The organism is Citrobacter sp. GW821-FHT07H02 (assembly GCF_059418505.1).
Window position 1 is genome coordinate 35,892 of the sequence record NZ_JBWKPZ010000005.1, and the last position, 25,696, is coordinate 61,587.

A 25,696-nucleotide genomic window follows, 5' to 3' on the forward strand; every position below is an offset into this window, starting at 1 on the left:
TGTGCGTTATAGCGTACAAGTGATAAGCTGAGTCTTTGCGGGAGGAGAAATATGGACAATCTGACCCACTATCTGGCCACTACCCTGAAAACGCTGCGTCAGCAGCGTGAATGGAGTCTGTCGCGTCTGGCCGAGGCGACGGGGGTCTCAAAAGCCATGCTCGGGCAAATAGAACGCAATGAGTCCAGCCCGACGGTGGCGACGTTATGGAAGATAGCGACCGGACTGAACGTGCCGTTTTCAACCTTTATTTCACCGCCGGAATCCGGGACGCCGCCTGCATTTGATCCACAACAGCAGGCGATGGTGGTCACGCCGCTGTTTCCCTGGGACCCAGAGCTCTGTTTTGACCATTTTTCTATTCTGTTGGCTCCGGGCGCGCTCAGTGAATCAACCCCGCATGAACGCGGCGTTATCGAGCATGTGGTGGTCATTTCGGGTCAACTGGATATGTGTATTAACGGTGAATGGAAAACGCTACAGGCCGGAGAAGGCGTGCGCTTTGCCGGGGACGCCGCCCATGCGTATCGCAACAGCAGTGGGCAAACCGCGCACTTTCATTCACTCATTCATTACCCACGGAGTTAATCGGGAAAAGTATTCCGTAAATCGGTGCTTCTGACTACAATAGCCGCCATTTCGCTGTTATCGGATGGTATTAACTGTATGCGCCAGCAACCTCATCACCTCGAACTGTTAAGCCCGGCCCGCGACACCGCCATTGCTCGGGAAGCGATTTTGCATGGCGCTGATGCCGTCTATATCGGCGGACCCGGCTTTGGCGCTCGTCATAACGCCAGTAACAGCCTGAAAGATATTGCTGAACTGGTGCCATTCGCTCACCGCTATGGGGCGAAGATCTTTGTGACGCTTAATACCATTTTGCATGATGATGAGCTGGAACCCGCGCAGCGGTTGATTACCGATCTGTATCAGACCGGCGTGGACGCGCTGATTGTGCAGGATATGGGGATTCTGGAACTGGATATCCCGCCCATTGAACTGCATGCCAGTACCCAGTGTGATATTCGCAGCGTTGAGAAAGCGAAGTTTCTTGCTGATGTTGGTTTTACCCAGATTGTGCTGGCGCGCGAGCTGAGTCTGAGCCAAATTCAGGCGATCCACCAGGCGACCGACGCCACCATTGAGTTCTTCGTCCACGGCGCGCTCTGCGTTGCATACTCCGGGCAGTGTTATATCTCTCATGCGCAGACCGGACGTAGCGCTAACCGTGGCGATTGTTCCCAGGCCTGCCGACTGCCGTATACGCTCAAAGACGATCAGGGACGGGTGGTCTCCTATGAAAAACACCTGCTATCGATGAAAGATAACGACCAGACGGCCAATCTGGGGGCGTTGATTGACGCCGGTGTGCGTTCCTTCAAGATTGAAGGACGCTACAAAGACATGAGCTACGTGAAGAACATCACCGCCCATTACCGGCAGATGCTGGATGCGATTATTGACGATCGTAGCGACCTGGCGCGGGCGTCAGCGGGACGTACTGAACATTTCTTTATTCCCTCGACGGACAAAACGTTCCACCGCGGCAGCACAGATTACTTTGTGAATGACCGTAAAGGCGACATTGGCGCTTTTGATTCACCGAAATTTATTGGTCTTCCGGTCGGTGAAGTTCTTAAAGTGGCGAAAGATCATCTGGATGTGGACGTCACGGAACCGCTGGCCAACGGCGACGGATTAAATGTGCTGATTAAGCGTGACGTGGTCGGTTTTCGCGCCAATACCGTTGAAAAAACGGGGCAGAATCGTTATCGCGTCTGGCCAAATGAGATGCCCGCGGATCTGCACAAGGTGCGCCCGCATCACCCGCTCAATCGCAACCTGGACCACAACTGGCAACAGGCCTTAACGAAAACTTCCAGCGAGCGCCGCGTGGCGGTTGATATTGAACTGGGCGGCTGGCAGGAACAGCTGATCCTGACGCTGACCAGCGAAGAGGGCGTCAGCATCACGCACAGTCTGGACGGTCAGTTCGACGAAGCCAACAATGCTGAAAAAGCGCTGAGCAACTTAAAAGACGGTTTAGCCAAACTGGGGCAGACGATGTACTACGCCCGCAACGTTGAGGTAACGCTGCCCGGCGCGTTGTTTGTGCCGAACAGCGTGCTTAACCAGTTCCGGCGGGAAGCCACCGAGATGCTCGACGCCGCGCGTCTTGCCCGCTATCAGCGCGGTCACCGTAAACCGGTGGCAGAGCCTACGCCGGTCTATCCGGAAAGCCATCTCAGTTTCCTGGCGAATGTCTATAACCGCAAGGCGCGTGAGTTTTACCACCGTTATGGTGTGCAACTGATTGATTCGGCCTATGAAGCGCATGAAGAAAAAGGCGACGTACCGGTGATGATCACCAAGCACTGTCTGCGTTTTGCGTTTAACCTGTGCCCGAAACAGGCGAAAGGCAATATCAAGAGCTGGAAGGCCACGCCAATGCAACTGGTCCACGGCGATGAAGTGTTGACGCTGAAGTTTGATTGTCGTCCGTGTGAAATGCATGTCATCGGCAAGATCAAAAATCATATTCTGAAAATGCCGATGCCGGGGAGTGTGGTGGCGTCGGTCAGCCCGGAAGATCTCATGAAAACGCTGCCGAAGCGTAAAGATTAAGTTTTAGCGAAAATGGGTTTCAGGCTTGCGTGATTTTTGCCAGTAGTGGTGCTCGCGCAAGCCTTCTGCAGACTCTTCCGCCACCGTACGAAGTTCATCGCTGTCCGCTTCATGGCGAAGCTGATGATCCACGTTCTTTACCCACAAAAATGTGTGCCCTTTGTGTCCCGCCATCAACTGACCCGAAAACAGCGCGCAGGTCAGTAACATCACTGATAACGCTTTCGTAAACATCATGCCACCGTCTGATTACCTTTTGCGGCTATCATGCCCACGGTTTCGTCGGGTTATTATTCAAAAATTCAAATTTGCGAAAAGACTTTGTCAGCGTGTGCTGAAGAAGGGCAAGTGCCGGGAGCGGGCGGCCCCCGGCGGATGGACTAGTGCGCTTTAAACCCAGCTGCCGCCATCAATACGCGAAAGAACATGCCCACGGCGGCCAGCGCCAACACGCTGCCTCCCCACAAGATAACCAGCCACATCAAGCGTTTCCAGACTGAGTGTTCCATCAATGATACCCCTCGCCATGTTGAACTTTTCCACGAAATACGTAATAGCTCCAGAAGGTGTAAACCAGGATGACAGGGATAATCAGCAGCGCGCCAACCAACATAAAGCCCTGACTTTGTGCGGGCGCTGCCGCCTGCCATAGGGTGATAGACGGCGGAATAATGTGTGGCCAAATACTGATCCCCAGACCACTGAAACCGAGGAAAATCAGCCCTAATGTCAGGACAAACGGCAGCGCATGGCTTTCAGGCTGGTTCAGCGATCGCCACAGCCACAGGCTGCAAAGCCCAACAAGCACCGGCACGGGTAGCAGGAACCACAGATTCGGCAGGCTAAACCAACGGACGGCAATGTCACTGTGCGCCAGCGGCGTCCAGAGACTGATGATGGCAATAACCAGCAATAACGCCATCAGCCATTTTTTCGCCGCCGCCCGCATTTTATCCTGCAAGGGATTTTCGCTCTTCATGACCAGCCAGGTGGCGCCCAGTAACGCGTAGGCCACGACCAGTCCGGCACCGCAAAACAGCGTGAAGGGCGTCAGCCAGTCGAATGGCCCTCCGCTGTAACTGCGTCCTGTGACGGAAAATCCGTTGATCACCGCGCCGACGACAACCCCCTGCGAAAACGTTGCGAGTATCGATCCGCCCAGAAAGGCGTTGTCCCAGAACGGTCGGTGCGCAGGCGTGGCCTTGAAACGAAACTCAAAGGCGACGCCGCGAAAGATTAATCCAATCAGCATCAGCGTGAGCGGGATGGTCAGTGCGTCGACAATCACCGCATAGGCCAGCGGAAAGGCGCCGAATAATCCCGCGCCGCCCAGCACCAGCCAGGTTTCATTACCGTCCCAGACCGGGGCGACGCTATTCACCATCACATCACGATCGTCGGCATCCCGGGTGGCGGGAAACAGGATGCCGATCCCCAAATCGAAGCCGTCCATCACGATATACATCAGCGTGGCGAACACGATGATAACAAACCAAATTACTGATAAATCAATACCCATTAGCGATGTGCCTCTTGTTGAGAATCGAGGACAGCAGCAGAAAGCGGCCGTGCAGGCGTACCGGTTGGCGGAAGGGTTGGATCATCGTCCTGTGGTCCTTTGCGGATAAGGCGGATCATGTAGCTGTAGCCGACGCCAAACACGGAACTGTAGACCACGAAGAAACCCAGCAAACTGATGCTCATGTGCAGATCGCCGTGAGCGGAGACGGCATCGGCGGTGCGTTGCAGACCATAAACCACCCAGGGCTGGCGACCGACTTCAGTCGTTACCCATCCGGCCAGAATGGCGATTAATCCGGAGGGCCCCATCCATAACGCAAAGCGCAGGAACGGTCGCGAGCTGTACAGCCGTTCTCTGTAACGCAGCCATAGCGCGAGGGCGCCCAACAGAATCATCAACATGCCCAGCCCGGCCATAATGCGGAACGACCAGAACACCATGGTTGAATTCGGACGATCCTGTTTTGGAAACTCTTTCAGCGCGGGGACCTGTTTATCCAGACTGTGCGTGAGGATCAGGCTACCCAGCGCGGGAATCGCCAGTCCGTAGCGGGTACGTTCCTGCTCCATATCCGGCCAGCCAAACAGAAGAAGTGGCGTGGGCTCGCCGGGAGGATTCTCCCAGTGACCTTCGATGGCGGCGATTTTCGCCGGTTGATGCTTCAGGGTGTTCAGCCCGTGCATATCGCCGATCAATGCCTGGATTGGTGCGACGATTAAGGTCATCCACAGCGCCATCGAAAACATTGCACGTATGGCCGGCGTGTTATTACCGCGCAACAGGTGCCAGGCTGCAGAAGCGGCCACGAACAACGCGCTGCTCAGGAATGCCGCCACCGACATATGCAACAGGCGATAGGGGAAAGAAGGATTGAAAATGACGGCAAACCAGTCGACCGGCACGACCTGGCCGTTGACGATTTCATACCCTTGCGGCGTCTGCATCCAGCTGTTTGAAGCGAGGATCCAGAAGGTAGAAATAATGGTGCCCAGCGCCACCATGCAGGTAGAGAAAAAGTGCAGGCCTGGGCCGACTTTGTGCCAGCCAAACAGCATCACGCCGAGGAATCCCGCCTCCAGGAAGAAGGCGGTTAGCACTTCATAGGTGAGCAACGGGCCGGTAATACTGCCCGCGAACTCGGAAAAACCGCTCCAGTTGGTGCCAAACTGGTAGGCCATCACCAGCCCGGAGACAACCCCCATACCAAAGTTAACGGCGAAAATTTTTGACCAGAAATGGTACAGCGAACGCCAGGTGGGGTTTTTCGTTTTCAGCCAAAGGCCTTCCAGCACCGCCAGGTAACTGGCGAGCCCAATGGTGATCGCGGGAAAAATAATGTGGAAAGAAACCGTAAACGCGAACTGGATCCGCGCCAGGTGAAACGCATCAAGACCGAACATGCCTAACTCCACAGAGAAAATTGATTCAGCGCAATTTTAAGCGCCTGGCATGTTCAGTGGCAGAAACAGAACCCGCTTATTTAACCATAACAGTTGCACGCTGTTATGAGTTGTGGCGGATGAACGCGATTCTGGAATCCGCGTTCCCGTTTTTAAATGTCGGGGATACAGGATGAAGAAAAGCGTGGTATAGATGCTAAAAAGAGAGACAGGTAAACATAAACGTTTACTTTGTGGTTATAATACACCGTTGGGGGCGCAGTGAAGCAAAGCGAATTAAGGCGCTGGCTTGAATCTCAGGGCGTTGAAGTGACAAATGGTGCGAACCATTTGAAACTGAGATATCACGGGAAACGCAGCGTCATGCCCAGACATCCCGGCGATGAGATAAAAGAACCGTTGCGTAAAGCCATATTAAAGCAACTGGGTTTGCGTTGATCATCACGGATAAGAGGTTGACCACATGCGAGAGTCTCAAATCATTATGCGCTATCCCGTCAATTTAACGCCTGCACCAGAAGGCGGTTATGTCGTGTCGTTCCCGGACATTCCGGAGGCATTAACACAGGGTGATACGCGTCAGGAGTCTTTAGAGGCGGCCTTTGATGCGCTGATGACCGCGTTAGAATTTTATTTTGAAGACAATGAACCGATACCGCAGCCTTCGGTGCTTTGCGATGCGGACGCTTACGTAGACGTCCCGCTAAGCGTGACCTCCAAGATTTTGTTACTCAACGCATTTTTGGAATCAAGCATCACGCAGCAGGAGTTGGCAACGCGAATTGGTAAGCCAAAACAAGAAATTACCCGGCTCTTTGATTTACGCCATTCGACGAAAATCGATACCGTTCAGGCTGCAGCCAAAGCGCTGGGGAAAGAACTGAAACTGACGCTCGTGTGACTGGCAAGCGGGTATGAGGTTTTGAGCTAAATTGTTCATAACAGTTATCAAAAACCAGGCAATTATGTAAACTGATATACACTGCGTTTATCCCTGTACGCGTTCAGGAAGAGAAATGAAGAAATATCAGCGACTGGCCGAACAGATTCGCGATCAAATCGCCTCCGGCGTGTGGCAGCCCGGCGACCGTTTGCCGTCGTTGCGAGAGCAGGTTGCCAGTAGCGGCATGAGCTTTATGACGGTCGGTCACGCGTATCAGTTGCTGGAAAGTCAGGGGCGCATCATTGCCCGCCCGCAATCGGGCTACTATGTGGCGCCGCGTCCGGTGCGCCAGCCGGTGGTGCCGCCTGCGCAGGTCATGCGTGATGAAGCGGTGGACATCAATACCTATATTTTTGAGATATTACAGGCCAGCCGGGACGCCTCCGTCATGCCGTTTGCCTCGGCGTTTCCCGACCCGCGACTATTCCCCTTACAGCAGCTTAACCGTTCCCTGGCCCAGGTCAGCAAGACCGCCACGGCGATGAGCGTCATTGAAAACCTGCCGCCGGGGAATGCCGAGTTGCGCCATGCGATTGCGCGCCGTTATGCCCAGCAAGGCATTACCGTCTCTCCGGATGAAATCGTGATCACGGCCGGGGCGCTGGAGGCGTTAAACCTCAGTCTGCAGGCCGTGACCGAACCCGGCGACTGGGTGATTGTTGAAAATCCCTGTTTCTACGGCGCGTTGCAGGCGTTAGAACGGCTACGCCTGAAAGCGCTGTCGGTGGCGACCGATGTCAAAGAGGGCATTGATTTAGCGGCGCTGGAACAGGCGTTACAGGAGTATCCGGTGAAAGCGTGCTGGTTGATGACCAACAGCCAAAACCCGCTCGGCTTCACGCTCAGCCCCGAGAAAAAGGCGCGACTGGTCGCACTGCTGGAAACGTACAACGTGATGCTGATAGAAGATGATGTCTACAGCGAACTCTATTTTGGTCGTGAAAAACCCTTGCCCGCCAAAGCCTGGGATCGCAGCGACAGGGTGTTACATTGCTCGTCGTTTTCGAAATGTCTGGTGCCCGGATTTCGCATCGGCTGGGTTGCGGCAGGTCAGCACGCCCGACAAATCCAGCGGCTACAACTGATGAGCACGCTTTCTACCAGTTCGCCGATGCAGCTGGCGTTGGTGGATTATCTCGCGACCCGCCGTTATGACGCCCATTTGCGCCGTTTACGTCGCCAGCTTGCCGAGCGTAAGCAACAGGCCTGGCAAACGCTGCTCCGTCATCTTCCCGCAGAGGTCAAAATACACCATAACGACAGTGGCTATTTTCTCTGGCTGGAGTTGCCTGACTCGCTGGATGCCGGGGCGTTGAGCGCACAAGCGCTGGCTCATCACATCAGTATCGCCCCGGGAAAAATGTTTTCTACTTCTGACACCTGGACGCGTTTCTTTCGTTTTAATACCGCCTGGCCCTGGGGAGAAAGAGAAGAGCAGGCGGTGAAACAACTTGGAAATCTGATTCGCGGCATGCTGAAATAAATTCTCTGGCGCTATTGTTTTAATTTGAATAGCGCAGAGTCATTTTCAAAATAGTTATTCATGACCGATTGTTAACCCCATCGCTATTAACGTATTGCCCGTCATAGGAAATTTGAATAGCCCGCTGTATTTTTCCGCTGCGCCCTAACTCCTTGTCTATACTCCAGAAGATTTAGCATTGTTGCTGCTATCTGCGGCGTAATGCGTGTCAGCTCACAACCTGATTAAATTTCCTTGCCCCGACAGGTGCGCTTCAAAGGCGCCGACTATTTTTAGGAAAGGACATATATTTACGGCAAGGCTGCCGCTCAATATTTTGCGACAGGAGTAAGACGTTATGAGCAAGAAATTTGCCCGCAGCAGCCTGTGTGCGCTCGGTATGACATTGATGACCGCACACGCCGCCGAACCGCCCACCTCATTAGAAAAACCGGAAGGTCGTCTGGATATTATCGCCTGGCCTGGTTACATCGAACGGGGTCAAACCGATAAGCAGTACGATTGGGTCACCCAGTTTGAAAAAGAGACGGGCTGTGCGGTCAATGTGAAAACTGCCGCAACGTCAGATGAGATGGTGAGCCTGATGGCAAAAGGGGGCTACGATCTGGTGACCGCCTCGGGCGATGCGTCGCTGCGACTGATTATGGGCAAACGCGTGCAACCGATTAACACGGCGTTGATCCCCAACTGGAAAGAGGTCGACCCGCGCGTCGTGAAAGGCGAGTGGTTTAACGTCGACGGCAAGGTTTACGGCACGCCGTATCAGTGGGGGCCGAACCTGTTGATGTACAACACCAAAACATTCCCAACGCCACCGGACAGCTGGGGCGTGGTGTTTGTTAAGCAGGATCTCCCGGATGGTAAAACAAACCAGGGACGCGTCCAGGCTTACGATGGCCCCATCTATCTTGCGGATGCCGCGTTATATCTGAAAGCCACCCAACCGAAGTTGGGCATCACCGACCCGTACCAGCTGAATGAGAGACAGTACCAGGCCGTACTCGAAGTGCTGCGTACCCAGCACGGTTTGATCCATCGCTACTGGCACGATACCACCGTGCAAATGAGTGATTTCAAAAATGAAGGCGTGGTCGCCTCGGGCGCCTGGCCTTATCAGGCGAATGCGCTGAAAGCCGAAGGCCAGCCTATCGCCACGGTCTTTCCAAAAGAGGGGGTGACCGGCTGGGCTGATACCACCATGTTGCACAGCGAAGCCAAACACCCGGTGTGCGCGTATAAGTGGATGAACTGGTCGCTAACGCCGAAAGTGCAGGGTGATGTCGCCGCCTGGTTTGGCTCTTTGCCAGTGGTGCCCAATGGCTGTAAAGCCAGCCCGCTGCTGGGTGAAAAAGGGTGTGAAACCAACGGCTACAACTTCTTCGACAAAATCGCTTTCTGGAAAACACCGATCGCGGAAGGCGGAAAATTTGTGCCTTACAGCCGTTGGACGCAGGACTACATTGCCATTATGGGCGGTCGCTAATTCCTCTGGGGTGATTTATGACGTACGCAGTGGAGTTTGAGAACGTCTCACGCCTGTACGGTGACGTACGGGCGGTGGATGGCGTCAGTATTGCGATTAATGACGGTGAGTTTTTTTCCATGCTGGGGCCTTCCGGCTCCGGCAAAACGACCTGCTTACGCTTGATTGCAGGTTTTGAGCAGCTCTCCGGCGGTGAAATTAAAATTTTTGGTCAGCAAGCCAGCGAATTACCGCCCTGGGAGCGGGACGTCAACACCGTCTTCCAGGATTACGCGCTGTTCCCGCATATGTCGATTCTCGACAACGTCGCGTATGGTCTGATGGTCAAAGGCGTTGCTAAAAAACAGCGTTATGCACAGGCCCAGGAGGCGCTGGAAAAAGTCGCCCTTGGTTTTGTTCACGGACGTAAACCTTCGCAGCTTTCCGGCGGTCAGCGCCAGCGTGTGGCGATTGCCCGGGCGCTGGTCAATGAACCGCGGGTGCTCCTGCTGGATGAACCGCTGGGTGCGCTTGACCTCAAATTACGCGAGCAGATGCAGCTGGAGTTGAAAAAGCTGCAGCAGTCGCTCGGCATTACCTTCATCTTCGTCACCCACGACCAGGGTGAGGCGCTGTCGATGTCGGATCGCGTGGCGGTGTTCAACAATGGCCGTATCGAGCAGGTTGACTCTCCCCATGAGCTCTATATGCGACCGCGTACACCCTTTGTGGCGGGGTTTGTCGGCACATCAAACGTGTTTGATACGGCGATGTCCTCCCGTGTCTGCGGCCTTGCCGGAACGTACTCGCTGCGCCCGGAACATATTCGGCTCAATGTCCCGGGTGAAGTGCAGACGGCAGGGGTGATTCAGGCGGTGCAGTATCAGGGGGCGGCGACCCGGTTTGAGCTAAAACTGAGCGGGGGCGAAAAGCTGCTGGTCAGTCAGGCCAACCTGACGGGGGAAATTCTGTCCCCGACGTTGTCACCGGGACAAAACGTGATGGCCTCATGGTCACGCAACGTCATGGTGCCGTTGATTGAGGAGAGGTAAATGGCAATGAGCGTATTACATTCGCCCCCTCCATCAAAACGCCTGAGTAAAATCTCCGGATTTTTCTGGCGCAACCCTGGGCTGGGGCTGTTTCTGCTGCTGTTGGGACCGCTGATGTGGTTTGGCATCGTCTATTTTGGATCATTGCTGACATTGCTGTGGCAAGGGTTCTATACCTTTGACGATTTTACCATGTCGGTGACGCCTGACCTGACGCTGGCCAACCTGCAGGCGCTGTTTAATCCCGCCAACTACGACATCATTTTGCGAACGCTGACGATGGCGGTGGCGGTGACGATCGCCAGCGCGATTCTGGCGTTCCCGATGGCCTGGTTTATGGCGCGTTACACCCGCGGCAAGATGAAAGCCTTTTTCTACATCGCGGTCATGCTGCCGATGTGGGCCAGTTATATTGTCAAAGCCTACGCCTGGACATTGCTGTTGGCAAAAGACGGCGTGGCGCAGTGGTTTCTGACCCATATGGGGCTGGAACCTTTGCTGATGTCGTTTCTGACGCTACCCGGCGTCGGCGGTAACACGCTGTCAACCTCCGGTTTGGGGCGTTTTCTGGTGTTTGTCTATATCTGGCTGCCGTTCATGATCCTCCCCGTTCAGGCCGCGCTGGAACGCTTGCCGCCTTCATTGCTCCAGGCGTCAGCCGATCTGGGCGCGCGCCCAGGACAAACCTTTCGCTACGTGGTGCTACCGCTGGCCATTCCAGGCGTCGCGGCAGGGTCTATCTTTACCTTTTCGCTGACCCTGGGCGATTTTATCGTGCCGCAACTGGTGGGGCCGCCCGGCTATTTCATCGGCAACATGGTCTATTCGCAACAAGGGGCGATCGGCAATATGCCGATGGCGGCGGCCTTCACTCTGGTGCCGATGGTCTTGATCGCACTGTATCTGGCGTTCGTGAAACGCCTGGGAGCGTTCGATGCACTCTGAACGCGCACCTTTTCTCCTCAAACTGGCCGCATGGGGCGGGGTGATTTTTCTTCATTTCCCGATACTGATTATCGCCACCTATGCGTTTAACACCGAAGATGCGGCGTTTAGTTTTCCGCCTCAGGGGCTGACGCTTCGTTGGTTTAGCGTCGCGGCGCAGCGCAGCGATATTCTGGAATCTGTGACGTTGTCACTGAAGATCGCCGCGTTGACCACCGGGATCGCGCTGGTGCTGGGAACTCTGGCGGCGGCCGCGCTGTGGCGACGCGACTTCTTTGGCAAGAATGCCATTTCGCTGCTGTTGCTGCTGCCGATTGCGTTGCCGGGGATTATCACCGGTCTGGCCTTACTGACCGCATTTAAGACCATCAATCTGGAGCCGGGCTTTTTCACCATCGTGGTGGGGCATGCGACGTTTTGTGTGGTGGTGGTGTTCAACAACGTGGTCGCCCGTTTCCGACGCACCTCCTGGAGCCTGGTGGAAGCGTCAATGGACCTTGGCGCAAATGGCTGGCAAACCTTCCGCTACGTGGTGCTGCCCAATTTAGGGTCTGCGCTGCTGGCAGGCGGCATGCTGGCGTTTGCGCTCTCCTTCGATGAGATCATCGTTACCACATTTACTGCCGGGCATGAACGGACGCTGCCGCTGTGGTTGCTCAATCAACTGGGACGACCGCGCGATGTCCCGGTGACGAACGTTGTGGCATTGCTGGTGATGCTGGTGACAACGATTCCGATTTTAGGTGCCTGGTGGCTAACACGTGAAGGCGACTCGCTCGCCGAAAACGGTAAATAAACGACAATATGGGAAAATGCTATGCAACATCAATTACTGATTAACGGTGAGCTGGTCAGCGGTGAAGGTGAAAAGCAACCCGTTTACAACCCCGCGACGGGCGAGGTGATTCTGGAGATTGCGGAAGCCTCACCCGCGCAGGTCGATGCCGCAGTGCGGGCGGCCGATCGCGCATTTGTCGAATGGGGGCAAACCACGCCCAAGTCCCGCGCCGATCTGCTGCTTAAACTGGCCGATACGATCGAAGCCAACGCCGGGGTCTTTGCGGCGCTGGAGTCGCAAAACTGCGGCAAACCGCTGCACTGCGTACTGAACGATGAGATCCCGGCGATTGTCGATGTATTCCGCTTTTTTGCGGGCGCAGCGCGTTGCCTGAACGGTCTGGCGGCGGGGGAATATCTGGAAGGGCACACCTCAATGATCCGCCGTGATCCGGTCGGCGTTGTCGCCTCCATCGCCCCGTGGAACTACCCGCTGATGATGGCGGCCTGGAAACTGGCGCCTGCGCTGGCGGCGGGAAACTGTGTGGTAATTAAACCCTCTGAAATCACGCCGCTCACGGCGCTGAAACTGGCAGAATTTGCAAAAGACATTTTCCCCGCAGGTGTGATTAACGTGCTGTTCGGCCGCGGGAAAACGGTGGGTGATCCGCTGACGGGGCATGAAAAAGTGCGCATGGTTTCCCTGACTGGCTCCATCGCCACAGGCGAACACATTATCAGCCATACTGCGCCGTCGATTAAACGCACCCATATGGAGTTGGGCGGTAAAGCCCCGGTGATTGTCTTCGACGATGCAGACCTGGATGCCGTAGTCGAGGGCGTACGCACCTTTGGATTCTACAATGCCGGACAAGACTGTACCGCAGCCTGCCGGATTTATGCCCAGAAAGGGGTCTACGACGCGCTTGTTGCGAAACTCGGTGCGGCCGTCGCCAGCCTGAAGACCGGCGCGCCGGAAGATGAAACCACCGAGTTGGGACCGTTAAGTTCGCTGGCCCATCTTGAGCGGGTAAGCAAAGCGGTGGAAGAGGCGAAAGCGCTTGGCCATATCAAGGTCATCACTGGCGGTAATAAAGTGGCGGGGGCGGGATACTATTTTGCGCCGACACTGCTGGCCGGCGCGAAACAGGAAGATGCCATTGTGCAGCGCGAAGTGTTCGGTCCTGTGGTGAGCGTCACCGTCTTTGACGATGAAGATCAGGTGCTGGCGTGGGCGAACGATACACAGTACGGGCTGGCGTCATCGGTGTGGACGCGGGACGTTGGGCGCGCGCATCGTCTGAGCGCCAGACTGCAGTATGGGTGTACCTGGGTGAATACCCATTTCATGTTAGTGAGTGAAATGCCGCACGGTGGGCAAAAACTGTCGGGGTACGGTAAGGATATGTCACTGTATGGATTAGAAGATTACACCGTTGTCCGCCACGTTATGGTTAAGCATTAACCGGACGTCTCATCTACAGGAAGGTCGTAAATCGATGGCAGAGAGGAGAAATTCTCTCTGCCATTCTACATTGCAAGCACGGTATTGATTCAAGAAAACCAGCCAAATCTCAAAGAGATAAGACCAAAAAGCCCCACAGCAGCAAAGACATTTATCAGCACTACGGTTTTACTGGAAACATTCATTTTTGCCACCTTTTTATATTGCCCTTATGTGTATAGTACGGCTTCAAACTATTCGCAATAGTACTTATTCTGGACATCACAGAGTTGTGTTGGGCTTCTGTTAAATCCGTGTTTCAAGGCAATAAAACTTGATGCAGATCAAAAAAGGGAGCATATTGTGCGCGTTTTTTAATTCTGGCCTGGATGCCTGACATGTCTGTCTACCAAAAGATGTTAATTTTTTACGCAGTAATGGCGTCAATCTCCTGTTTGACGACCTGGTTTCTCTCCCACGATAAAAAACGGATCCGCTTGCTGAGCGCCGTTTTAGTCGGCGCCACCTGGCCGATGAGTTTTCCTGTCGCGTTGATGTTTTCACTGTTCTGATGCAAAACGGCACGGCCAGATAAGAGGCCTGGGCCTCGTTATCAGACCTGTGGCAAGAGTTCGCGCAACCGCTTTTTGTCTGCGTCTGTGACATCCAGCGGATGCCGGTATCCTTTGTTTTCATTGGCGCGAGTGTAAAGCGCAACCAGCCAGTCATAGACATAGCGACTGGCGGCATGGACGGGCTGTTCGTCCAGTTGCGTTAAGCGGGACATCGGCGGTTGCTCCGTTGCGCTAAAAATAGCGGTGCCTTTGCGGATTCGGCTGGCAGGACGCGCAGCTTCTGCAACCTCCGCATAGCCGAGCCAGGCGACAAAGTTGCCGATCCCGGCGTGCAACTGCGCGCCACAAACCGCTTCACGCTGCATAATCTGCTGTAAATGCTGTGGCAGAGCGAGCCGATAGCTTGCGATGACCAGAATATCCACGGTATGTCGGAGCGTTTCCGGCGCCAGACCTAATCGACGCGCATTTTCCTCATTACGACACCACTGACGCACATGGTTAACCCACATTCGATGCGCCAGGTCGCCGGTCTCTTTGTTTTCCGCCGGACGGGGCGCATCGCGCATGTCGGCGAACAGGTCGATCTCTTCACTGAACAATCCGCTCACCTGCTCTTCACGCGGTTGTTGAGTCTGCAGCAACGACTCAAAACGGTGAATCGGCGGCAACAGCCCGTCGAGCAGTTCGCCATGACGGGCTGCCTGCGCCTGCAACTGGCGGATGACGATCTCGGCGGCCATCGGCTCATCCGCGTCCGGAAGCAGCAGGTCACGGAGCTGTTGATGATGCTGCCCAATCAATGAGGTCAGCCGCGCCTGACGCTGAACCGGTGATGTCGCCTGCGAGAGCCACTCCACCAGGCGTTGTAAGCTGTGTTTATCCAGCGCCTGCAGTGTTCCCCAATGTAAACCGGGTTTGCCCATTAACTGCTGAACGGCTTCATCCAGATTTTGTTGCGTCGCAAAGCGGGCATCCTGCGGGGTAATCGCCCACACCACCCCTGGCATGGCGGCGTCGCGCAACGGTTGAGTGTCATACACCCAGCCGGATAGTTTGCGAGCGACAGTCGGGGTTTGCGAACGGGATGAGAGAGCGTTACAGATGACTAAAACGTCGGGTTGCAAGCGCTGGCGATAACTCTCCAGCATCCAGTCCAGTTTCGCCCGCCATAACGGGGAAATCGCCACGTCAGGCGACAGGGGAATATCCAACAGATCAACGTTATCCAGCACCGTATCTTCAACGGTCAGAACCACTTCACGGGTTAACAACGCCAGGGCGTCCAGCGACAGGCTGGTCGCATTCTGCAGTTGCCCCTCCACCACCGGATGGACCACCACATCGCTTTGTGTCTCTCCGCTACTCTGCGCTCCCTGGGTGAGAAAGCTTTCCGCCGGCAAACCAAAATTGTCGACCAGTAAACTCAGTGGTGCCGCCACTTCTTTAGCATGACCGGTTTGCTGCAACGTATGCGCCAGATCCAACCATTGGCGGGTCAGTTCCGGTTGCTCTCCCCACAGTAACGCCCACGCGTTTGCCCGGGTGGTGAGATCGACAGCGGGCAGAAGGGTGGCAAACTGGTGCCAGAGCGCATCGTCAATCTGCTGCTGCCCTGAGGGCACACACGTTCGCCAGAAATGGGCAATGGCCGCGACGTCTTCAGGCGTCACCCCCGGAACAGGCTGACGCTGGCGCAGCGCCTGCCACTTTTCTAATCGTGATTCGATGATCGACCGTTCAACCGGTCGATGGGCGGGCTGCGCGCAGGCCTGGGCGATAAAAATCTGCACCAGATCCGCTTCGCTAATAAGCCGCAAATGCAGCGGCCAGTCGCTGTCGGTTGCGACGTTGTCCCGGGTAAAACGCAGCGCCATATTCGTTGGCGCATGCCCCGGATTAATATGTGAAAAATAGTCAAAACTACGATCTGGCGTAACGACATTCAATTTGCCGTTGCCGCCTCTGCAGAGCGCGCTGAGCAGATGTGCTTTCGCGGATTGTGAATGCCCGTACAACCCCACGCTGCCTCTGGCGGCCTGCGCCTGGTGAAGGGCCAACTCTTTCATGCCAGCCTGGGTGAGCCGCGCCAGCAGCGCATCGGCTTCATCATCAAGGCGTGTTGTCTGCTGACGAGTGTGATTAACCCAGTCAATGATGGCCTGTGTGGTGTTTAACGGCTTACTCATTTCAGGTACACACTCCCGCTGTCGATCCAGTAGTGGCTGCCGCTGTGTCGGCGGTCAGCCAGCGTATTTAATTTGAGGGTCAGGGCATTGGCGGCGACAGGCGTGCCATCCTGTAGCCAGGCATCGCTCAGCACAAAGGATTCCGGCCCGCTTTCTTTATTGGTGCCACGCAGTTGTAGCCGCACGTTTAAGACGCCGTCACCGGCAATGGTTTTCGCCAGTTCGGCGGAATTGATGCTCAGGGTGTACAACGGCGTTGCCGGCCAGCGGCTGTTCGCCAACTGGCGAAAACCGAGGGTAACGTTGCCGCGTAACGGGAAGTGCAGACGGGCGTCCAGCTTCATGCCGGGTTTGTCGAGATCGACGTTGTGATACCAGACATTCTCATCGCGCAGCGTGTTCACCGTGTTATCCAGCACCCCGAGATAGCGCACCGTAGAGTAAGCGCCAATATCCGCCGCTTTGAAGTTAAAGCGCGGCAGGCGTAAGTCCAGCGCCAGACTGCACAGCATCGCCCCCACGGCAGCGGTCGATTTCGGATTGCCAATACGGCCTTGCTGGCTGAACGGATACCATTCATGCACGCGGTAGTTGTCCATCCAGACGATTCGATTGACCGGAACCGGCTGCAGATGGCGGATCAGCGCCTGTACGCCCGGTAAGCAGGCAGGACGTCCGGTGACCAGCAACACGTCGCAACAATAGTGCGAAATGGCTTCACAGACGGCATGAAGCGGGGAGGTCAGTGTGAACTGACCCGCCAGCAGCGCCTCCTGTAGCGTGCTGAACTGCACCTGTAGCGGTACACTCAGCAGATCAAATGCTGGAGCGCCAGGCGGCAACGCATGATCGAAAGCCTGCTGGATATAGTTCATCACGTTGCGCGTAGGACGCTGAGGCAGCAGTTCGCCAAACGAGGCATGTAATCCCGCCAGCGGATCGTTAACATCACTCTGTTCCCAGGCGCTAAGCACCGCATGGCCCAGCGGCATAAACAGCTGTAACGCGGTTTGTTGGCGCAAAATCGCCTGTGTATCTATCCGCCCCGAGTCGCCAAACAAGGTCGCCAGCAGGGCGGCGGCATCGCTCACCCCGGCCTGCTGCAAACGGGTTTGCAACGCAGGCAGGACGCAACGTTGAATGACATCCAGCAGCAGGTCGTCTCCGGCGACTTTAAACCCTTCACGGAACAATAAGTGAGGTGTGATTTTGACGTTGGCGCCGACACCGTCATCAAGCTGATAATGAACAACCGCCATATCGGTGGTGCCGCCGCCAATGTCGATAGAGGCAACGCGCAGCGCCCGACCTTTCACTTCACCAGGTTCTGGCAGGCGATCCGGGCGGGAGAGCGCATTAAAGAAGGATTCGGTACGACCTGCGTAGTGTGAAATCGCTTCGTTGTACAGCCAGACAAGCTGCCCACAGCTGGCTTCATCCCATTCCATCTGGATCGTGGGCACCGGGATAACGCTCTTTTCCTGCTGTTTGCGGGTGGCGAAGTCTTCGTCTTGTGGATGCCACCCCATCGCCTTCCACACCAGCGCGACGGCTTCGAACATGCGCTGGCGGAAAATCTCGCGCTCTTGTTTCGGCATCGCAGAGGGCAACGTCAAAATCAGCGAACGTAGCTGACGGGGAGAGGTTGGAAAGCCTAGCCGCAGACGGGTCGCGACGCTGTTAATTTGCCCCAGCGCCTGTGCCAGAATTTCACACAGCATGTGGGTCATCAGCGTGCTGCGGCTATATTGCGGGGAGAATACCGGCAATCGGTCATCCTGCGGCAGGCTGAACAGCGGCTCTCCGTCGTCATTCATCAGGTTCATTAACGGAAACGCGGTGGCGAGCGGCTCGCGCTGGGTTTTGCTGTTCATCTGGCTAAAACGCCAGTCCTGCAATACCGGCGTTTCATCCCACAGATAGCGGCGCGGGCTGGAGATCCCGCTGTTGCCTTCGGTGCCCAGACGCTGCATGGCCAGTTTTCGGGCTTCGTCTCCCACCCGTACGATGGAAGGCCAGACAAAAGCATCGTCACGGCCGCTTTCGACGGAAAAGTGCTGCTTGCCAAAGCGTGCTTCGGAAAACTCCAGGCGGCTGGTGAAGAGGGGATCGTTGAGGAACTGCGGCTCGCTTAACGAACGCACCTGCAATTCTGCCGTCTGGCGCAGTCCGTCGTTGGCGTCGCCGTGATCTTCAATCAGGACGCCGCAGGTGTGCGTATTGCCGACATCCAGAATCAAATCGACCGGGATCGCAGGCGTACTCAGCGTATGAGTAACCAGTTTTACTTCCGGCATCGCAAGTTGTTCGCCCAGCAGCGTCAGCAGATTCAGCCAGTGCGCCTGATACTCAAAGTTACGCAGCGCCAGTTGAACGTCCTGCTCTGAGTGATCTTCTTTCTGGGTAAGATGTTGGAAAAAGGCTTCCCGCAACCAGCCGTCAACCCAGGTCTGATCAAGAAAATCGGCCACTTCGTCATCGCGCCAGGCGAGCGCAAAGCGTGTGCCGTTGAGCAGATCGTTTTCGTTTGGCGCAAGCGTTGCAGAGACGTTCTGTGCCAGCTGGCTGTCTAATGCCAGGGTAACGCGATGGGTGTTTCCTGCCCCGTCGGGTTGCGCCAGTTTGCGCACCTGAACCCGCGCCCAGTTATCCGGGCCTTCCACGAAAGTGCGGGGGGGGTTGAAGCGCAAAAACGGCAGCGGCAGCCAGACGCCGTCAAGCACTTCCAGCGAATGATGCAGCGTCTGGGTACTTTCCGGTTTAACGACTTCGGGTTGCCCGCCAGTTCGCACCGGTAACGTATAGCGACCGCTGCTGAGATCGAAATCCAGCCGCAGTAAAGGGCCGTTGGCGGTTTTTCGCACAAATCGCCCCAGGTGCGCGGATTCCTGCGGCGTCAGCCCGAAATCCAGAAACTGTACGCCGCTGTTGGCGATAAGCGTTACGCTTTGTTTGTAATCACACAGATTTACCAGCATAAAATCAGGCACCTATCTTTTTAAACGTCAACGGCAGCGCCGCGTGAGCATCGTAACGCGCCGTGCACGCCGCGACGTCATTCGCGCCCGCTTTACAGGTAATTTCCGGCATCGGGTAGCGTGAACCGTCAGTGCAACGCGCATTGCCGCGGCTTTTGATCATCAGCTCGCCCGTCTGATGCAGACCCGAGAACACCTCGGCCCGACAGACGATACTGTCGCCATGCACCACGCGAGCGGTACCTTTGTTGTTTTGCATCTGATAGCGCAGAGAAGGTGCTTTCCCGGTGATGGGGTCCTTTACATCGATCATCACGCGCCAGTTGCCGTTTAAAAAACGTGTCGTCCCGGCTTTCATCTGATTGGCATCCATCACCAGCGCATCTTTCGGGATGGCGGCAATCACCACCGGCTGTTCCGCTTTTTTCTCTGTTTGAGGTGCCGGGATCACTTCCGCCTGATGCAGCGGCAGCGGGGCGATTGTCTTCGGTAACGGTTTTATCTCTGATGCGGCCAGCGTCGCGGGGGCGGGGGATTCAGTGACGACAACCGATGGCTTCCACAGCAACGGCGCAGCGATGGCCACAATAACCGCCGCCGCGAGCGGCAAACACCACATCGGCAGACGGCGGACGGGTTTCACCGACGGCGGTGGCGTTTCCGGCTCACTGACCTTCAGCGCAGCAATTGAAATCGGCTCAGGCTCCGGGAGTGGCTCGATAACAGGCACCAGCAGAGGTTCATCCGCCTGAGCGAAGGTTACCTCGGGTACGGGTTCGTCTTCCGGCTCCGGTTCTGCGCAAAGCGCAGGTGGCGCGTCAAAAGTGCGCAGGCAATCCAGAACCTCTTCACGGGTATTTTCATTGAGATTCACGAAACCCCAGAAGGTGATAACCGGTTTACCGTTCACCAGAAAAACATGATTTTCGCCAGGGAACTGAAGGGCTTTCTCCAGCAACGATCCAAACAGTTGCAGAGACGTTTTACCGGATTGCAGGCTTTTTCGACTCAATGCTGCTGCCGTTTCTACCATGCCAGTCAGCACGCGCAGCGCCCGTAAACGCGACTCTTCACTGGCGGATTTCCACGCGATAGCCTCTCCCTCTACCGGGGAATACCAGTCAACGCGTTCGCCGGTATCATTGAGTTGCGGTATCGCCAGACATTCCGCCATGGCCTGCTGTTTACGCAGGCGCAACGTTTCACGAATTTGCAATGCTGAATCAAAAACGGCCTGACCGCCGCCGCCCACGGCCTGATAGTCATCCAGATTGCCGCTACGCAAGAGAGTTTTTGCCACGTTATTGTCCCTTAGACTTCTTCACGCATCTACTTTACGGGTCGCTGCGACATACAAACGGCGGAAGAGAGGCAAAAAGGGGCGAATTTTCCAGGCATAGAGGAGACGGAAAAATCTTGACGTTAACAAAAAGACTTAAGGGAAATTCTTTCACGCCCGTTGCGGAATTTATCAGCGGAAAACGCCAGATTTGCATAACCTGAGAGTGATTCGTTATTTGTCAGTTTTTGTCAGCTATGCTCAGATGGTCACCTTACGACTAAAATGAGAAGGCCTATAACTATGTCTACAGGGAAAGCAGTGTTTGCACTGGCGCTCAGCGCAATGTTGCCCACAGGCGCCGCCATGGCGGCAGCGACGGATACAATCATCTATTGCTCGGAAGCGTCTCCCGAATCGTTTAACCCGCAAATCGCCAGTTCTGGCCCCTCGTTTGTGGCCAGTTCTCAGGTGCTGTACAACCGATTAATCAATTTTGATCCGGTAAAAAATACCCCGGTCCCGTCTCTGGCGACCGACTGGACTATCTCTGAAGACGGCAAAACCTATACCTTCACCCTGAGGCAGGGTGTGAAGTTCAACAGTAATAAATTCTTCAAGCCAACCCGTGATTTCAACGCTGACGACGTTATTTTCTCCGTCTTGCGCCAGAAAGACGCCAGCCATCCCTATCACAACGTTTCGCAGGGGAGCTACGAATACTTCAATGATGTCGGTCTGGACAAATTGATCAAAGAGGTGAAGAAGCTTGACGATTACCACGTACAGTTTGTGTTGAGCGAGCCGAATGCGGCGTTTCTCGCCGACTGGGGGATGGATTTTGCGTCTATTCTCTCGGCGGAATATGCCGATGCCATGCTGAAAAAAGGCACGCCGGAAAACGTCGATAACTGGCCGATTGGCACCGGCCCTTACGTGTTACAACAGTACAAACAGGATGCGCAAATTCGCTATCTGGCGAACCCTCACTATTGGGATGGCGATGTTCCGACGAAGCACCTGATTTTTTCGATCACGCCTAACGTCCAGACGCGTCTGGCAAAACTGCAAACCAACGAGTGTCAGATTATTCCCGCGCCTGCGCCGGTGCAGTTTGATGAGATTAAAAAGAATAAAGATCTGACGTTGCATACCGTTGATGCGCTAAACGTCGGGTATCTGGCGTTTAATACAGAGAAGAAACCGTTGGATAATGTTCTGGTCCGCCAGGCGCTGAATTACGCCACGGACAAAAACGCTATCATAAACGCGGTCTTTTTAGGTTCTGGCACGGTTGCAAAATCGCCCATTCCGCCGAAGATGATGGGCTTTAAAAAAGACCTTAACGACTACACTTACGATCCACAAAAGGCGAAAGAACTGCTGAAACAGGCCGGGCAGGAGAAGGGCTTTGAAGTGACGCTCTGGTCGATGCCGGTTCAACGTCCATATAACCCCAACTCGCGGCGAATTGCCGAGATGATCCAGAGTGACTGGGCAAAAGTGGGCGTAACGGCAAAAATTGTCTCTTTTGAGTGGGGCGAGTACCTTTCCGGCATGCGTAAAGGCGAACACGATACTGCACTGTTTGGCTGGATGTCTGATAACGGTGACCCGGATAATTTTGCCGATGTCTTGTTAGGGTGTAATAGCATCAAAACAGGATCGAATGCCGCACGCTGGTGCGATAAGGGGTATGATGCGCTTGTGCAGAAGGCGAAGCTGGTCAGCGATCCGGCCGAACGCGCGGCGTTGTACGGTCAGGCACAGGACATTTTTTATCAACAAGCGCCCTGGATAGCGCTGGCTAACGGAAAAACGTTCTACGCTACGCGCAGTAATGTGAGCGGTTACAGCGTAAGCCTGATGGGCAGCGATTTTTCAAAAGCGAAATTGAATTAAGACGTTAAGGAGAAAATATGTCGCATCTGGATGAGGTAAGTTTACGCGTCGATGCCGCCATTAACGAAGGCGTGATCAGCCATATGAATGAACTGCTGGTGGTGCTAAGCGATGATGGCGAGCTGAGTCGGGAAGATCGCTATACCCAGCAGCAACGCTTGCGGACCGCCATTGCGCATCACGGACGCCAGCACAAAGAAGAGATGGAAGCGCGCCGCGATCAGCTCACCAAAGGCGGCACGATCCTCTGATCATCCTAAAACGTGCGTCTGGCGACCAGCCAGGCGCCAATCACCAGCAACACCGCCCCGCACACGGGACCAGCCAGCGCCCGTATCGGCACCCCGTGACTTCGCACGATATCCAGCACTAAGCCACCAATCAATTGACTGGCGACCAGTACCGCAATGGTGGTCGCCGCGCCGACATATTGATAACCACTGATGCTGGCGAAAACAAAAAACGACCCTAACAGGCCGGGGAGCAGCGTCCACCAGCGCACGCTTGACATCAGCTCGCCAAATCCCGCCGCCCCCTGTTTGAACCCTAAAATGCTGACAAACAGAATAATGCCCACCAGCGAGTTGAGCAGCATCGCGATAAGGATAGTCGACGAGGTCTGGGTAATCCGCACCATCAGGGTGTTTTGTACAACCAGGCCAATGCCTGCGGCAATCAGGAAAGCAACGGTCAGCGTCTGGTTCATCTGTGTCCGTCCGGATCGATACGATCATCCAGTTGCAGTTGCATAAAGGTCAGATCCAGCCAGCGACCAAATTTCGTACCGACCTGCGGCATTTGCGCTGTTGTTTTAAATCCCAGTGATTCATGCAGATGCAGCGAGGCGAGGTTTTGCGACTCAATCCCGGCAACCATCACGTGTTTACCGCACGCACGCGCCTCATCAATCAGTCTTTTGAGCAGTGCTCGCCCCAACCCTTTACCCTGATGTTCCGGGTGAACGTAGACCGAGTGTTCAACGGTATGGCGAAAGCCCTCAAAGTTGCGCCAGTCACCAAAGGAGGCATAGCCGGTGACCGTGTCATTTTCTTCGCTGACCAGCACCGGATAGCCCAGGAACTGACGCGCTTCATACCAGGCGATGCGGTTGTCGACATCGACAGTTTGATCGTTCCAGATAGCGGCGGTGTGTAAAACGGCATGGTTGTAGATTTCTGCGATGGCGGCACAGTCATCTTTGCTGGCAAATCGAATGGGCATGTTGAACCTCAGGGTGTGTTCACTATAGTATTACGATATGAATACTATTGAAGACAATATAAATCAACGGATCAGTGTCAGAATTCGCATTGAACGCGAGTCACGGGGCTGGTCGTTGACGGAGCTTGCCGAACGGGCGGGCGTCTCACGGGCGATGATCCACAAAATTGAACGGGGAGAGAGCAGTCCAACGGCAACGCTGCTTGGCAGACTTTCGGGCGCGTTTGGCATTAGCATGTCGACGCTGATCGCCCGCGCCGAGATGCAGGAGGGCAAACTGTTGCGCTTTGCCGATCAACCGGTCGGGCACGATCCGCAAACGCACTATCTGCGCCGCCATGTATCGCCGCGCAGCGACCTGCCGATCGATTTGGTGCAGATTGAGCTCCCCCCCGGCAGCGACATCCCGATGCCGGCATCGTCCTACGCGCTGGCCCGACAGCTTATCTGGTTACAACAGGGGGAACTGGTGTTTGTTGAAGGGGATACCCGCCATGAAATGAAGGCAGGAGATTGTCTTGAGCTCGGACCGCCCAATGACTGCCGCTTTATTAATGAAACGTCATCCGCCTGCGTTTATCTGGTGGTGCGTTTAAATCCTGGCAGTAATTAAGGTTAGTGCGTCATCAGTGGCAGGAGACTAGTATTGAGGAATTCATGCCAAATATACTGGAGAACATTATGGGTCAACAAACACATCGTAATCGTCGTTGGGTATTGGCGTCACGTCCACATGGCGCACCGACTGCCAGCAACTTTCGCCTCGAAGAGAATGAAGTTGCGCGCCCACGCGAAGGAGAGGTTTTGCTGCGCACCGTTTACCTTTCACTTGACCCCTATATGCGTGGACGCATGAGCGATGAACCGTCCTATTCGCCACCGGTTGATATTGGCGACGTGATGGTCGGGGGCACGGTCAGTCGTGTGGTGGAATCAAATCATCCGAATTATCCTGCGGGAGAGTGGGTTCTGAGCTACAGCGGTTGGCAGGACTATGATCTTTCCAACGGCGAGGGTCTGGTGAAACTGGGTCACAACCCTGAGCATCCCTCATGGGCGCTGGGGGTGTTAGGAATGCCCGGCTTTACAGCGTATATGGGATTACTGGATATCGGGCAACCAAAACAGGGAGAGACGCTGGCTGTCGCCGCCGCCACGGGGCCAGTAGGGGCGACGGTGGGGCAAATTGGTAAGCTGAAAGGTTGCCGGGTCGTCGGTGTTGCGGGTGGTGCTGAAAAATGTCGTCACGCCATCGAAGTTCTCGGGTTCGACAGTTGCCTTGACCATTATGCGAAAGACTTTGCGGAGCAACTGGAGAAAGCCTGCCCTCAGGGAATTGATATCTATTACGAGAACGTCGGCGGTAAGGTGTTTGAGGCGGTTCTGCCGCTGCTCAATACGTCCGCACGCATCCCGCTCTGCGGCCTGGTGAGCGGCTATAACGCCACACACCTGCCCGAGGGCCCCGATCGGCTTCCGTTACTGATGGCCACGCTTCTGAAAAAACGGATCCGATTGCAAGGGTTTATTATTAGCCAGGACTATGGGCACCGGATTCACGAGTTTCAGCAGGAGATGGGGCGCTGGGTGAAAGAAGGGAAAATTCACTATCGTGAACAGGTCACTCTCGGTCTGGAGAATGCCCCTGAAACGTTTATTGGCCTGTTAACGGGGAAAAACTTCGGCAAAGTCGTCATCCAACTGACGGATGAAGTGTAAAGTAATAATGGCGGTGCAATGCCGCCATAAAAAATGGGCAAATTTGTCATTTGCGGCTTTAATTAAAGCACCGCAAAATACGTCACAGAACGTTAACAAGCGAAATATCACACTGGTAAACTATCACTTTTGGTTTTTATTTTTATTATTCCTGACCAGGTTCACTTTTTTAAAATT

At 55.0% G+C, this 25,696-nt stretch carries 25 protein-coding genes; 15 read left to right on the forward strand and 10 right to left on the reverse strand.

All coding sequences use genetic code 11. The annotated features are described in order from the left end of the window. Window positions 1-51: 51 nt before the first annotated feature. Entirely contained in the window at window positions 52-588 is a 537-nt protein-coding gene (locus tag AC07NP_RS08225) for a helix-turn-helix domain-containing protein (RefSeq protein WP_494660114.1), read from the forward strand. A 78-nt stretch (window positions 589-666) separates the two neighbouring features. Beyond that, a complete protein-coding gene (locus tag AC07NP_RS08230) occupies window positions 667-2,628 on the forward strand; it encodes a peptidase U32 family protein (protein WP_494660115.1) in 1,962 nt (653 codons plus the stop codon). Window positions 2,629-2,631: 3 nt separating this feature from the next. Here the strand turns inward: AC07NP_RS08230 and AC07NP_RS08235 are convergent, their stop codons facing one another. The 4 genes from AC07NP_RS08235 to AC07NP_RS08250 all read right to left on the reverse strand — a co-directional run bounded on the left by AC07NP_RS08235 (window position 2,632) and on the right by AC07NP_RS08250 (window position 5,550). Next, window positions 2,632-2,862, reverse strand: coding sequence for a DUF2554 family protein (locus AC07NP_RS08235; RefSeq protein ID WP_203361271.1), 231 nt, complete (start codon window positions 2,860-2,862; stop codon window positions 2,632-2,634). Window positions 2,863-3,008: 146 nt separating this feature from the next. Next, window positions 3,009-3,137, reverse strand: coding sequence for a DUF2474 domain-containing protein (locus AC07NP_RS08240; RefSeq protein ID WP_192612264.1), 129 nt, complete (start codon window positions 3,135-3,137; stop codon window positions 3,009-3,011). Beyond that, window positions 3,137-4,147: a cytochrome d ubiquinol oxidase subunit II gene (gene cydB / locus AC07NP_RS08245; RefSeq protein ID WP_494660116.1), complete on the reverse strand. Its 1,011-nt coding sequence runs from the start codon at window positions 4,145-4,147 to the stop codon at window positions 3,137-3,139. Before cydB ends, AC07NP_RS08240 begins: the two co-directional genes overlap by 1 nt. Further along, a complete protein-coding gene (locus AC07NP_RS08250) occupies window positions 4,147-5,550 on the reverse strand; it encodes a cytochrome ubiquinol oxidase subunit I (RefSeq protein ID WP_494660117.1) in 1,404 nt (467 codons plus the stop codon). Before AC07NP_RS08250 ends, cydB begins: the two co-directional genes overlap by 1 nt. A 261-nt stretch (window positions 5,551-5,811) precedes the next feature. On the opposite strand from AC07NP_RS08250, the gene AC07NP_RS08255 reads away from it, so the two are divergent. The 8 genes from AC07NP_RS08255 (at window position 5,812) to patD (ending at window position 13,677) form a co-directional block, all read left to right on the forward strand. Continuing rightward, window positions 5,812-5,988: a type II toxin-antitoxin system HicA family toxin gene (locus AC07NP_RS08255; RefSeq protein WP_276295086.1), complete on the forward strand. Its 177-nt coding sequence runs from the start codon at window positions 5,812-5,814 to the stop codon at window positions 5,986-5,988. Between the two features lie 46 nt (window positions 5,989-6,034). After that, window positions 6,035-6,451, forward strand: coding sequence for a type II toxin-antitoxin system HicB family antitoxin (locus AC07NP_RS08260; protein ID WP_276295180.1), 417 nt, complete (start codon window positions 6,035-6,037; stop codon window positions 6,449-6,451). Between the two features lie 115 nt (window positions 6,452-6,566). Further along, the gene (locus AC07NP_RS08265; RefSeq protein ID WP_494660118.1) at window positions 6,567-7,976 is read left to right on the forward strand and encodes an aminotransferase-like domain-containing protein; all 1,410 of its coding nucleotides are present in this window, start codon (window positions 6,567-6,569) and stop codon (window positions 7,974-7,976) included. Window positions 7,977-8,313: 337 nt separating this feature from the next. Further along, complete coding sequence (ydcS, locus tag AC07NP_RS08270; RefSeq protein ID WP_494660119.1) at window positions 8,314-9,459, forward strand: putative ABC transporter substrate-binding protein YdcS; 1,146 nt, start codon at window positions 8,314-8,316, stop codon at window positions 9,457-9,459. A gap of 17 nt (window positions 9,460-9,476) precedes the next feature. After that, window positions 9,477-10,490: an ABC transporter ATP-binding protein gene (locus tag AC07NP_RS08275; RefSeq protein WP_494660120.1), complete on the forward strand. Its 1,014-nt coding sequence runs from the start codon at window positions 9,477-9,479 to the stop codon at window positions 10,488-10,490. Next, the gene (locus AC07NP_RS08280; RefSeq protein WP_494660121.1) at window positions 10,491-11,435 is read left to right on the forward strand and encodes an ABC transporter permease; all 945 of its coding nucleotides are present in this window, start codon (window positions 10,491-10,493) and stop codon (window positions 11,433-11,435) included. Next, window positions 11,425-12,231: an ABC transporter permease gene (locus AC07NP_RS08285; RefSeq protein WP_494660122.1), complete on the forward strand. Its 807-nt coding sequence runs from the start codon at window positions 11,425-11,427 to the stop codon at window positions 12,229-12,231. Before AC07NP_RS08280 ends, AC07NP_RS08285 begins: the two co-directional genes overlap by 11 nt. A 21-nt stretch (window positions 12,232-12,252) precedes the next feature. Continuing rightward, window positions 12,253-13,677 carry an aminobutyraldehyde dehydrogenase gene (patD, locus tag AC07NP_RS08290; RefSeq protein WP_494660123.1) on the forward strand — a complete coding sequence of 475 codons (1,425 nt, stop codon included), beginning with the start codon at window positions 12,253-12,255 and terminating at the stop codon, window positions 13,675-13,677. Window positions 13,678-13,766: 89 nt separating this feature from the next. Here the strand turns inward: patD and yncL are convergent, their stop codons facing one another. Then, the gene (gene yncL, locus AC07NP_RS08295) at window positions 13,767-13,862 is read right to left on the reverse strand and encodes a stress response membrane protein YncL (protein ID WP_162382245.1); all 96 of its coding nucleotides are present in this window, start codon (window positions 13,860-13,862) and stop codon (window positions 13,767-13,769) included. Window positions 13,863-14,054: 192 nt separating this feature from the next. Between yncL and AC07NP_RS08300 the strand changes: the two genes are divergently transcribed. After that, entirely contained in the window at window positions 14,055-14,228 is a 174-nt protein-coding gene (locus AC07NP_RS08300; protein ID WP_203361147.1) for a GhoT/OrtT family toxin, read from the forward strand. Between the two features lie 41 nt (window positions 14,229-14,269). On the opposite strand, the gene AC07NP_RS08305 is transcribed toward AC07NP_RS08300, so the two are convergent. The 3 genes from AC07NP_RS08305 to AC07NP_RS08315 are packed head-to-tail and all read right to left on the reverse strand — an operon-like array spanning window position 14,270 to window position 20,698. Continuing rightward, window positions 14,270-16,420, reverse strand: coding sequence for a virulence factor SrfC family protein (locus AC07NP_RS08305; RefSeq protein ID WP_494660124.1), 2,151 nt, complete (start codon window positions 16,418-16,420; stop codon window positions 14,270-14,272). Continuing rightward, a complete protein-coding gene (locus AC07NP_RS08310) occupies window positions 16,417-19,398 on the reverse strand; it encodes a virulence factor SrfB (protein WP_494660125.1) in 2,982 nt (993 codons plus the stop codon). The genes AC07NP_RS08305 and AC07NP_RS08310 overlap by 4 nt, the downstream gene beginning before the upstream one ends. Window positions 19,399-19,402: 4 nt before the next feature. After that, the gene (locus AC07NP_RS08315; protein ID WP_494660126.1) at window positions 19,403-20,698 is read right to left on the reverse strand and encodes an SrfA family protein; all 1,296 of its coding nucleotides are present in this window, start codon (window positions 20,696-20,698) and stop codon (window positions 19,403-19,405) included. A gap of 282 nt (window positions 20,699-20,980) precedes the next feature. On the opposite strand from AC07NP_RS08315, the gene AC07NP_RS08320 reads away from it, so the two are divergent. Continuing rightward, window positions 20,981-22,579: an ABC transporter substrate-binding protein gene (locus tag AC07NP_RS08320; protein ID WP_494660127.1), complete on the forward strand. Its 1,599-nt coding sequence runs from the start codon at window positions 20,981-20,983 to the stop codon at window positions 22,577-22,579. Window positions 22,580-22,596: 17 nt separating this feature from the next. Then, window positions 22,597-22,830, forward strand: a complete 234-nt coding sequence (locus tag AC07NP_RS08325; RefSeq protein WP_494660128.1) for a YdcY family protein — start codon at window positions 22,597-22,599, stop codon at window positions 22,828-22,830. Between the two features lie 5 nt (window positions 22,831-22,835). On the opposite strand, the gene AC07NP_RS08330 is transcribed toward AC07NP_RS08325, so the two are convergent. Next, a complete protein-coding gene (locus AC07NP_RS08330; RefSeq protein WP_494660129.1) occupies window positions 22,836-23,285 on the reverse strand; it encodes a DMT family transporter in 450 nt (149 codons plus the stop codon). Further along, on the reverse strand, window positions 23,282-23,800 hold the full coding sequence (locus AC07NP_RS08335) for a GNAT family N-acetyltransferase (RefSeq protein WP_494660130.1): 519 nt from the start codon (window positions 23,798-23,800) through the stop codon (window positions 23,282-23,284). Before AC07NP_RS08335 ends, AC07NP_RS08330 begins: the two co-directional genes overlap by 4 nt. A gap of 37 nt (window positions 23,801-23,837) precedes the next feature. On the opposite strand from AC07NP_RS08335, the gene AC07NP_RS08340 reads away from it, so the two are divergent. Together AC07NP_RS08340 and curA are read left to right on the forward strand one after the other, a co-directional pair. After that, window positions 23,838-24,413, forward strand: coding sequence for a helix-turn-helix domain-containing protein (locus AC07NP_RS08340; protein WP_494660131.1), 576 nt, complete (start codon window positions 23,838-23,840; stop codon window positions 24,411-24,413). 68 nt (window positions 24,414-24,481) lie between these two features. Continuing rightward, the gene (curA, locus tag AC07NP_RS08345; RefSeq protein WP_494660132.1) at window positions 24,482-25,519 is read left to right on the forward strand and encodes an NADPH-dependent curcumin/dihydrocurcumin reductase; all 1,038 of its coding nucleotides are present in this window, start codon (window positions 24,482-24,484) and stop codon (window positions 25,517-25,519) included. Window positions 25,520-25,696 lie beyond the last annotated feature (177 nt).

Excerpts from the sequence above, each read along its gene's own strand:
- AC07NP_RS08260 (WP_276295180.1), top strand. The coding sequence starts at position 6,035 with ATGCGCTATCCCGTCAATTTAACGCCTGCACCAGAAGGCGGTTATGTC.
- AC07NP_RS08300 (WP_203361147.1), top strand. The coding sequence starts at position 14,055 with ATGTCTGTCTACCAAAAGATGTTAATTTTTTACGCAGTAATGGCGTCA.
- AC07NP_RS08250 (WP_494660117.1), bottom strand. The coding sequence starts at position 5,550 with ATGTTCGGTCTTGATGCGTTTCACCTGGCGCGGATCCAGTTCGCGTTT.
- AC07NP_RS08340 (WP_494660131.1), top strand. The coding sequence starts at position 23,838 with ATGAATACTATTGAAGACAATATAAATCAACGGATCAGTGTCAGAATT.
- AC07NP_RS08275 (WP_494660120.1), top strand. The coding sequence starts at position 9,477 with ATGACGTACGCAGTGGAGTTTGAGAACGTCTCACGCCTGTACGGTGAC.
- patD (WP_494660123.1), top strand. The coding sequence starts at position 12,253 with ATGCAACATCAATTACTGATTAACGGTGAGCTGGTCAGCGGTGAAGGT.
- ydcS (WP_494660119.1), top strand. The coding sequence starts at position 8,314 with ATGAGCAAGAAATTTGCCCGCAGCAGCCTGTGTGCGCTCGGTATGACA.
- AC07NP_RS08280 (WP_494660121.1), top strand. The coding sequence starts at position 10,491 with ATGGCAATGAGCGTATTACATTCGCCCCCTCCATCAAAACGCCTGAGT.
- AC07NP_RS08230 (WP_494660115.1), top strand. The coding sequence starts at position 667 with ATGCGCCAGCAACCTCATCACCTCGAACTGTTAAGCCCGGCCCGCGAC.
- AC07NP_RS08335 (WP_494660130.1), bottom strand. The coding sequence starts at position 23,800 with ATGCCCATTCGATTTGCCAGCAAAGATGACTGTGCCGCCATCGCAGAA.
- AC07NP_RS08320 (WP_494660127.1), top strand. The coding sequence starts at position 20,981 with ATGTCTACAGGGAAAGCAGTGTTTGCACTGGCGCTCAGCGCAATGTTG.
- yncL (WP_162382245.1), bottom strand. The coding sequence starts at position 13,862 with ATGAATGTTTCCAGTAAAACCGTAGTGCTGATAAATGTCTTTGCTGCT.
- curA (WP_494660132.1), top strand. The coding sequence starts at position 24,482 with ATGGGTCAACAAACACATCGTAATCGTCGTTGGGTATTGGCGTCACGT.
- AC07NP_RS08305 (WP_494660124.1), bottom strand. The coding sequence starts at position 16,420 with ATGAGTAAGCCGTTAAACACCACACAGGCCATCATTGACTGGGTTAAT.
- AC07NP_RS08330 (WP_494660129.1), bottom strand. The coding sequence starts at position 23,285 with ATGAACCAGACGCTGACCGTTGCTTTCCTGATTGCCGCAGGCATTGGC.
- AC07NP_RS08225 (WP_494660114.1), top strand. The coding sequence starts at position 52 with ATGGACAATCTGACCCACTATCTGGCCACTACCCTGAAAACGCTGCGT.
- AC07NP_RS08310 (WP_494660125.1), bottom strand. The coding sequence starts at position 19,398 with ATGCTGGTAAATCTGTGTGATTACAAACAAAGCGTAACGCTTATCGCC.
- cydB (WP_494660116.1), bottom strand. The coding sequence starts at position 4,147 with ATGGGTATTGATTTATCAGTAATTTGGTTTGTTATCATCGTGTTCGCC.
- AC07NP_RS08235 (WP_203361271.1), bottom strand. The coding sequence starts at position 2,862 with ATGTTTACGAAAGCGTTATCAGTGATGTTACTGACCTGCGCGCTGTTT.
- AC07NP_RS08240 (WP_192612264.1), bottom strand. The coding sequence starts at position 3,137 with ATGGAACACTCAGTCTGGAAACGCTTGATGTGGCTGGTTATCTTGTGG.
- AC07NP_RS08285 (WP_494660122.1), top strand. The coding sequence starts at position 11,425 with ATGCACTCTGAACGCGCACCTTTTCTCCTCAAACTGGCCGCATGGGGC.
- AC07NP_RS08325 (WP_494660128.1), top strand. The coding sequence starts at position 22,597 with ATGTCGCATCTGGATGAGGTAAGTTTACGCGTCGATGCCGCCATTAAC.
- AC07NP_RS08265 (WP_494660118.1), top strand. The coding sequence starts at position 6,567 with ATGAAGAAATATCAGCGACTGGCCGAACAGATTCGCGATCAAATCGCC.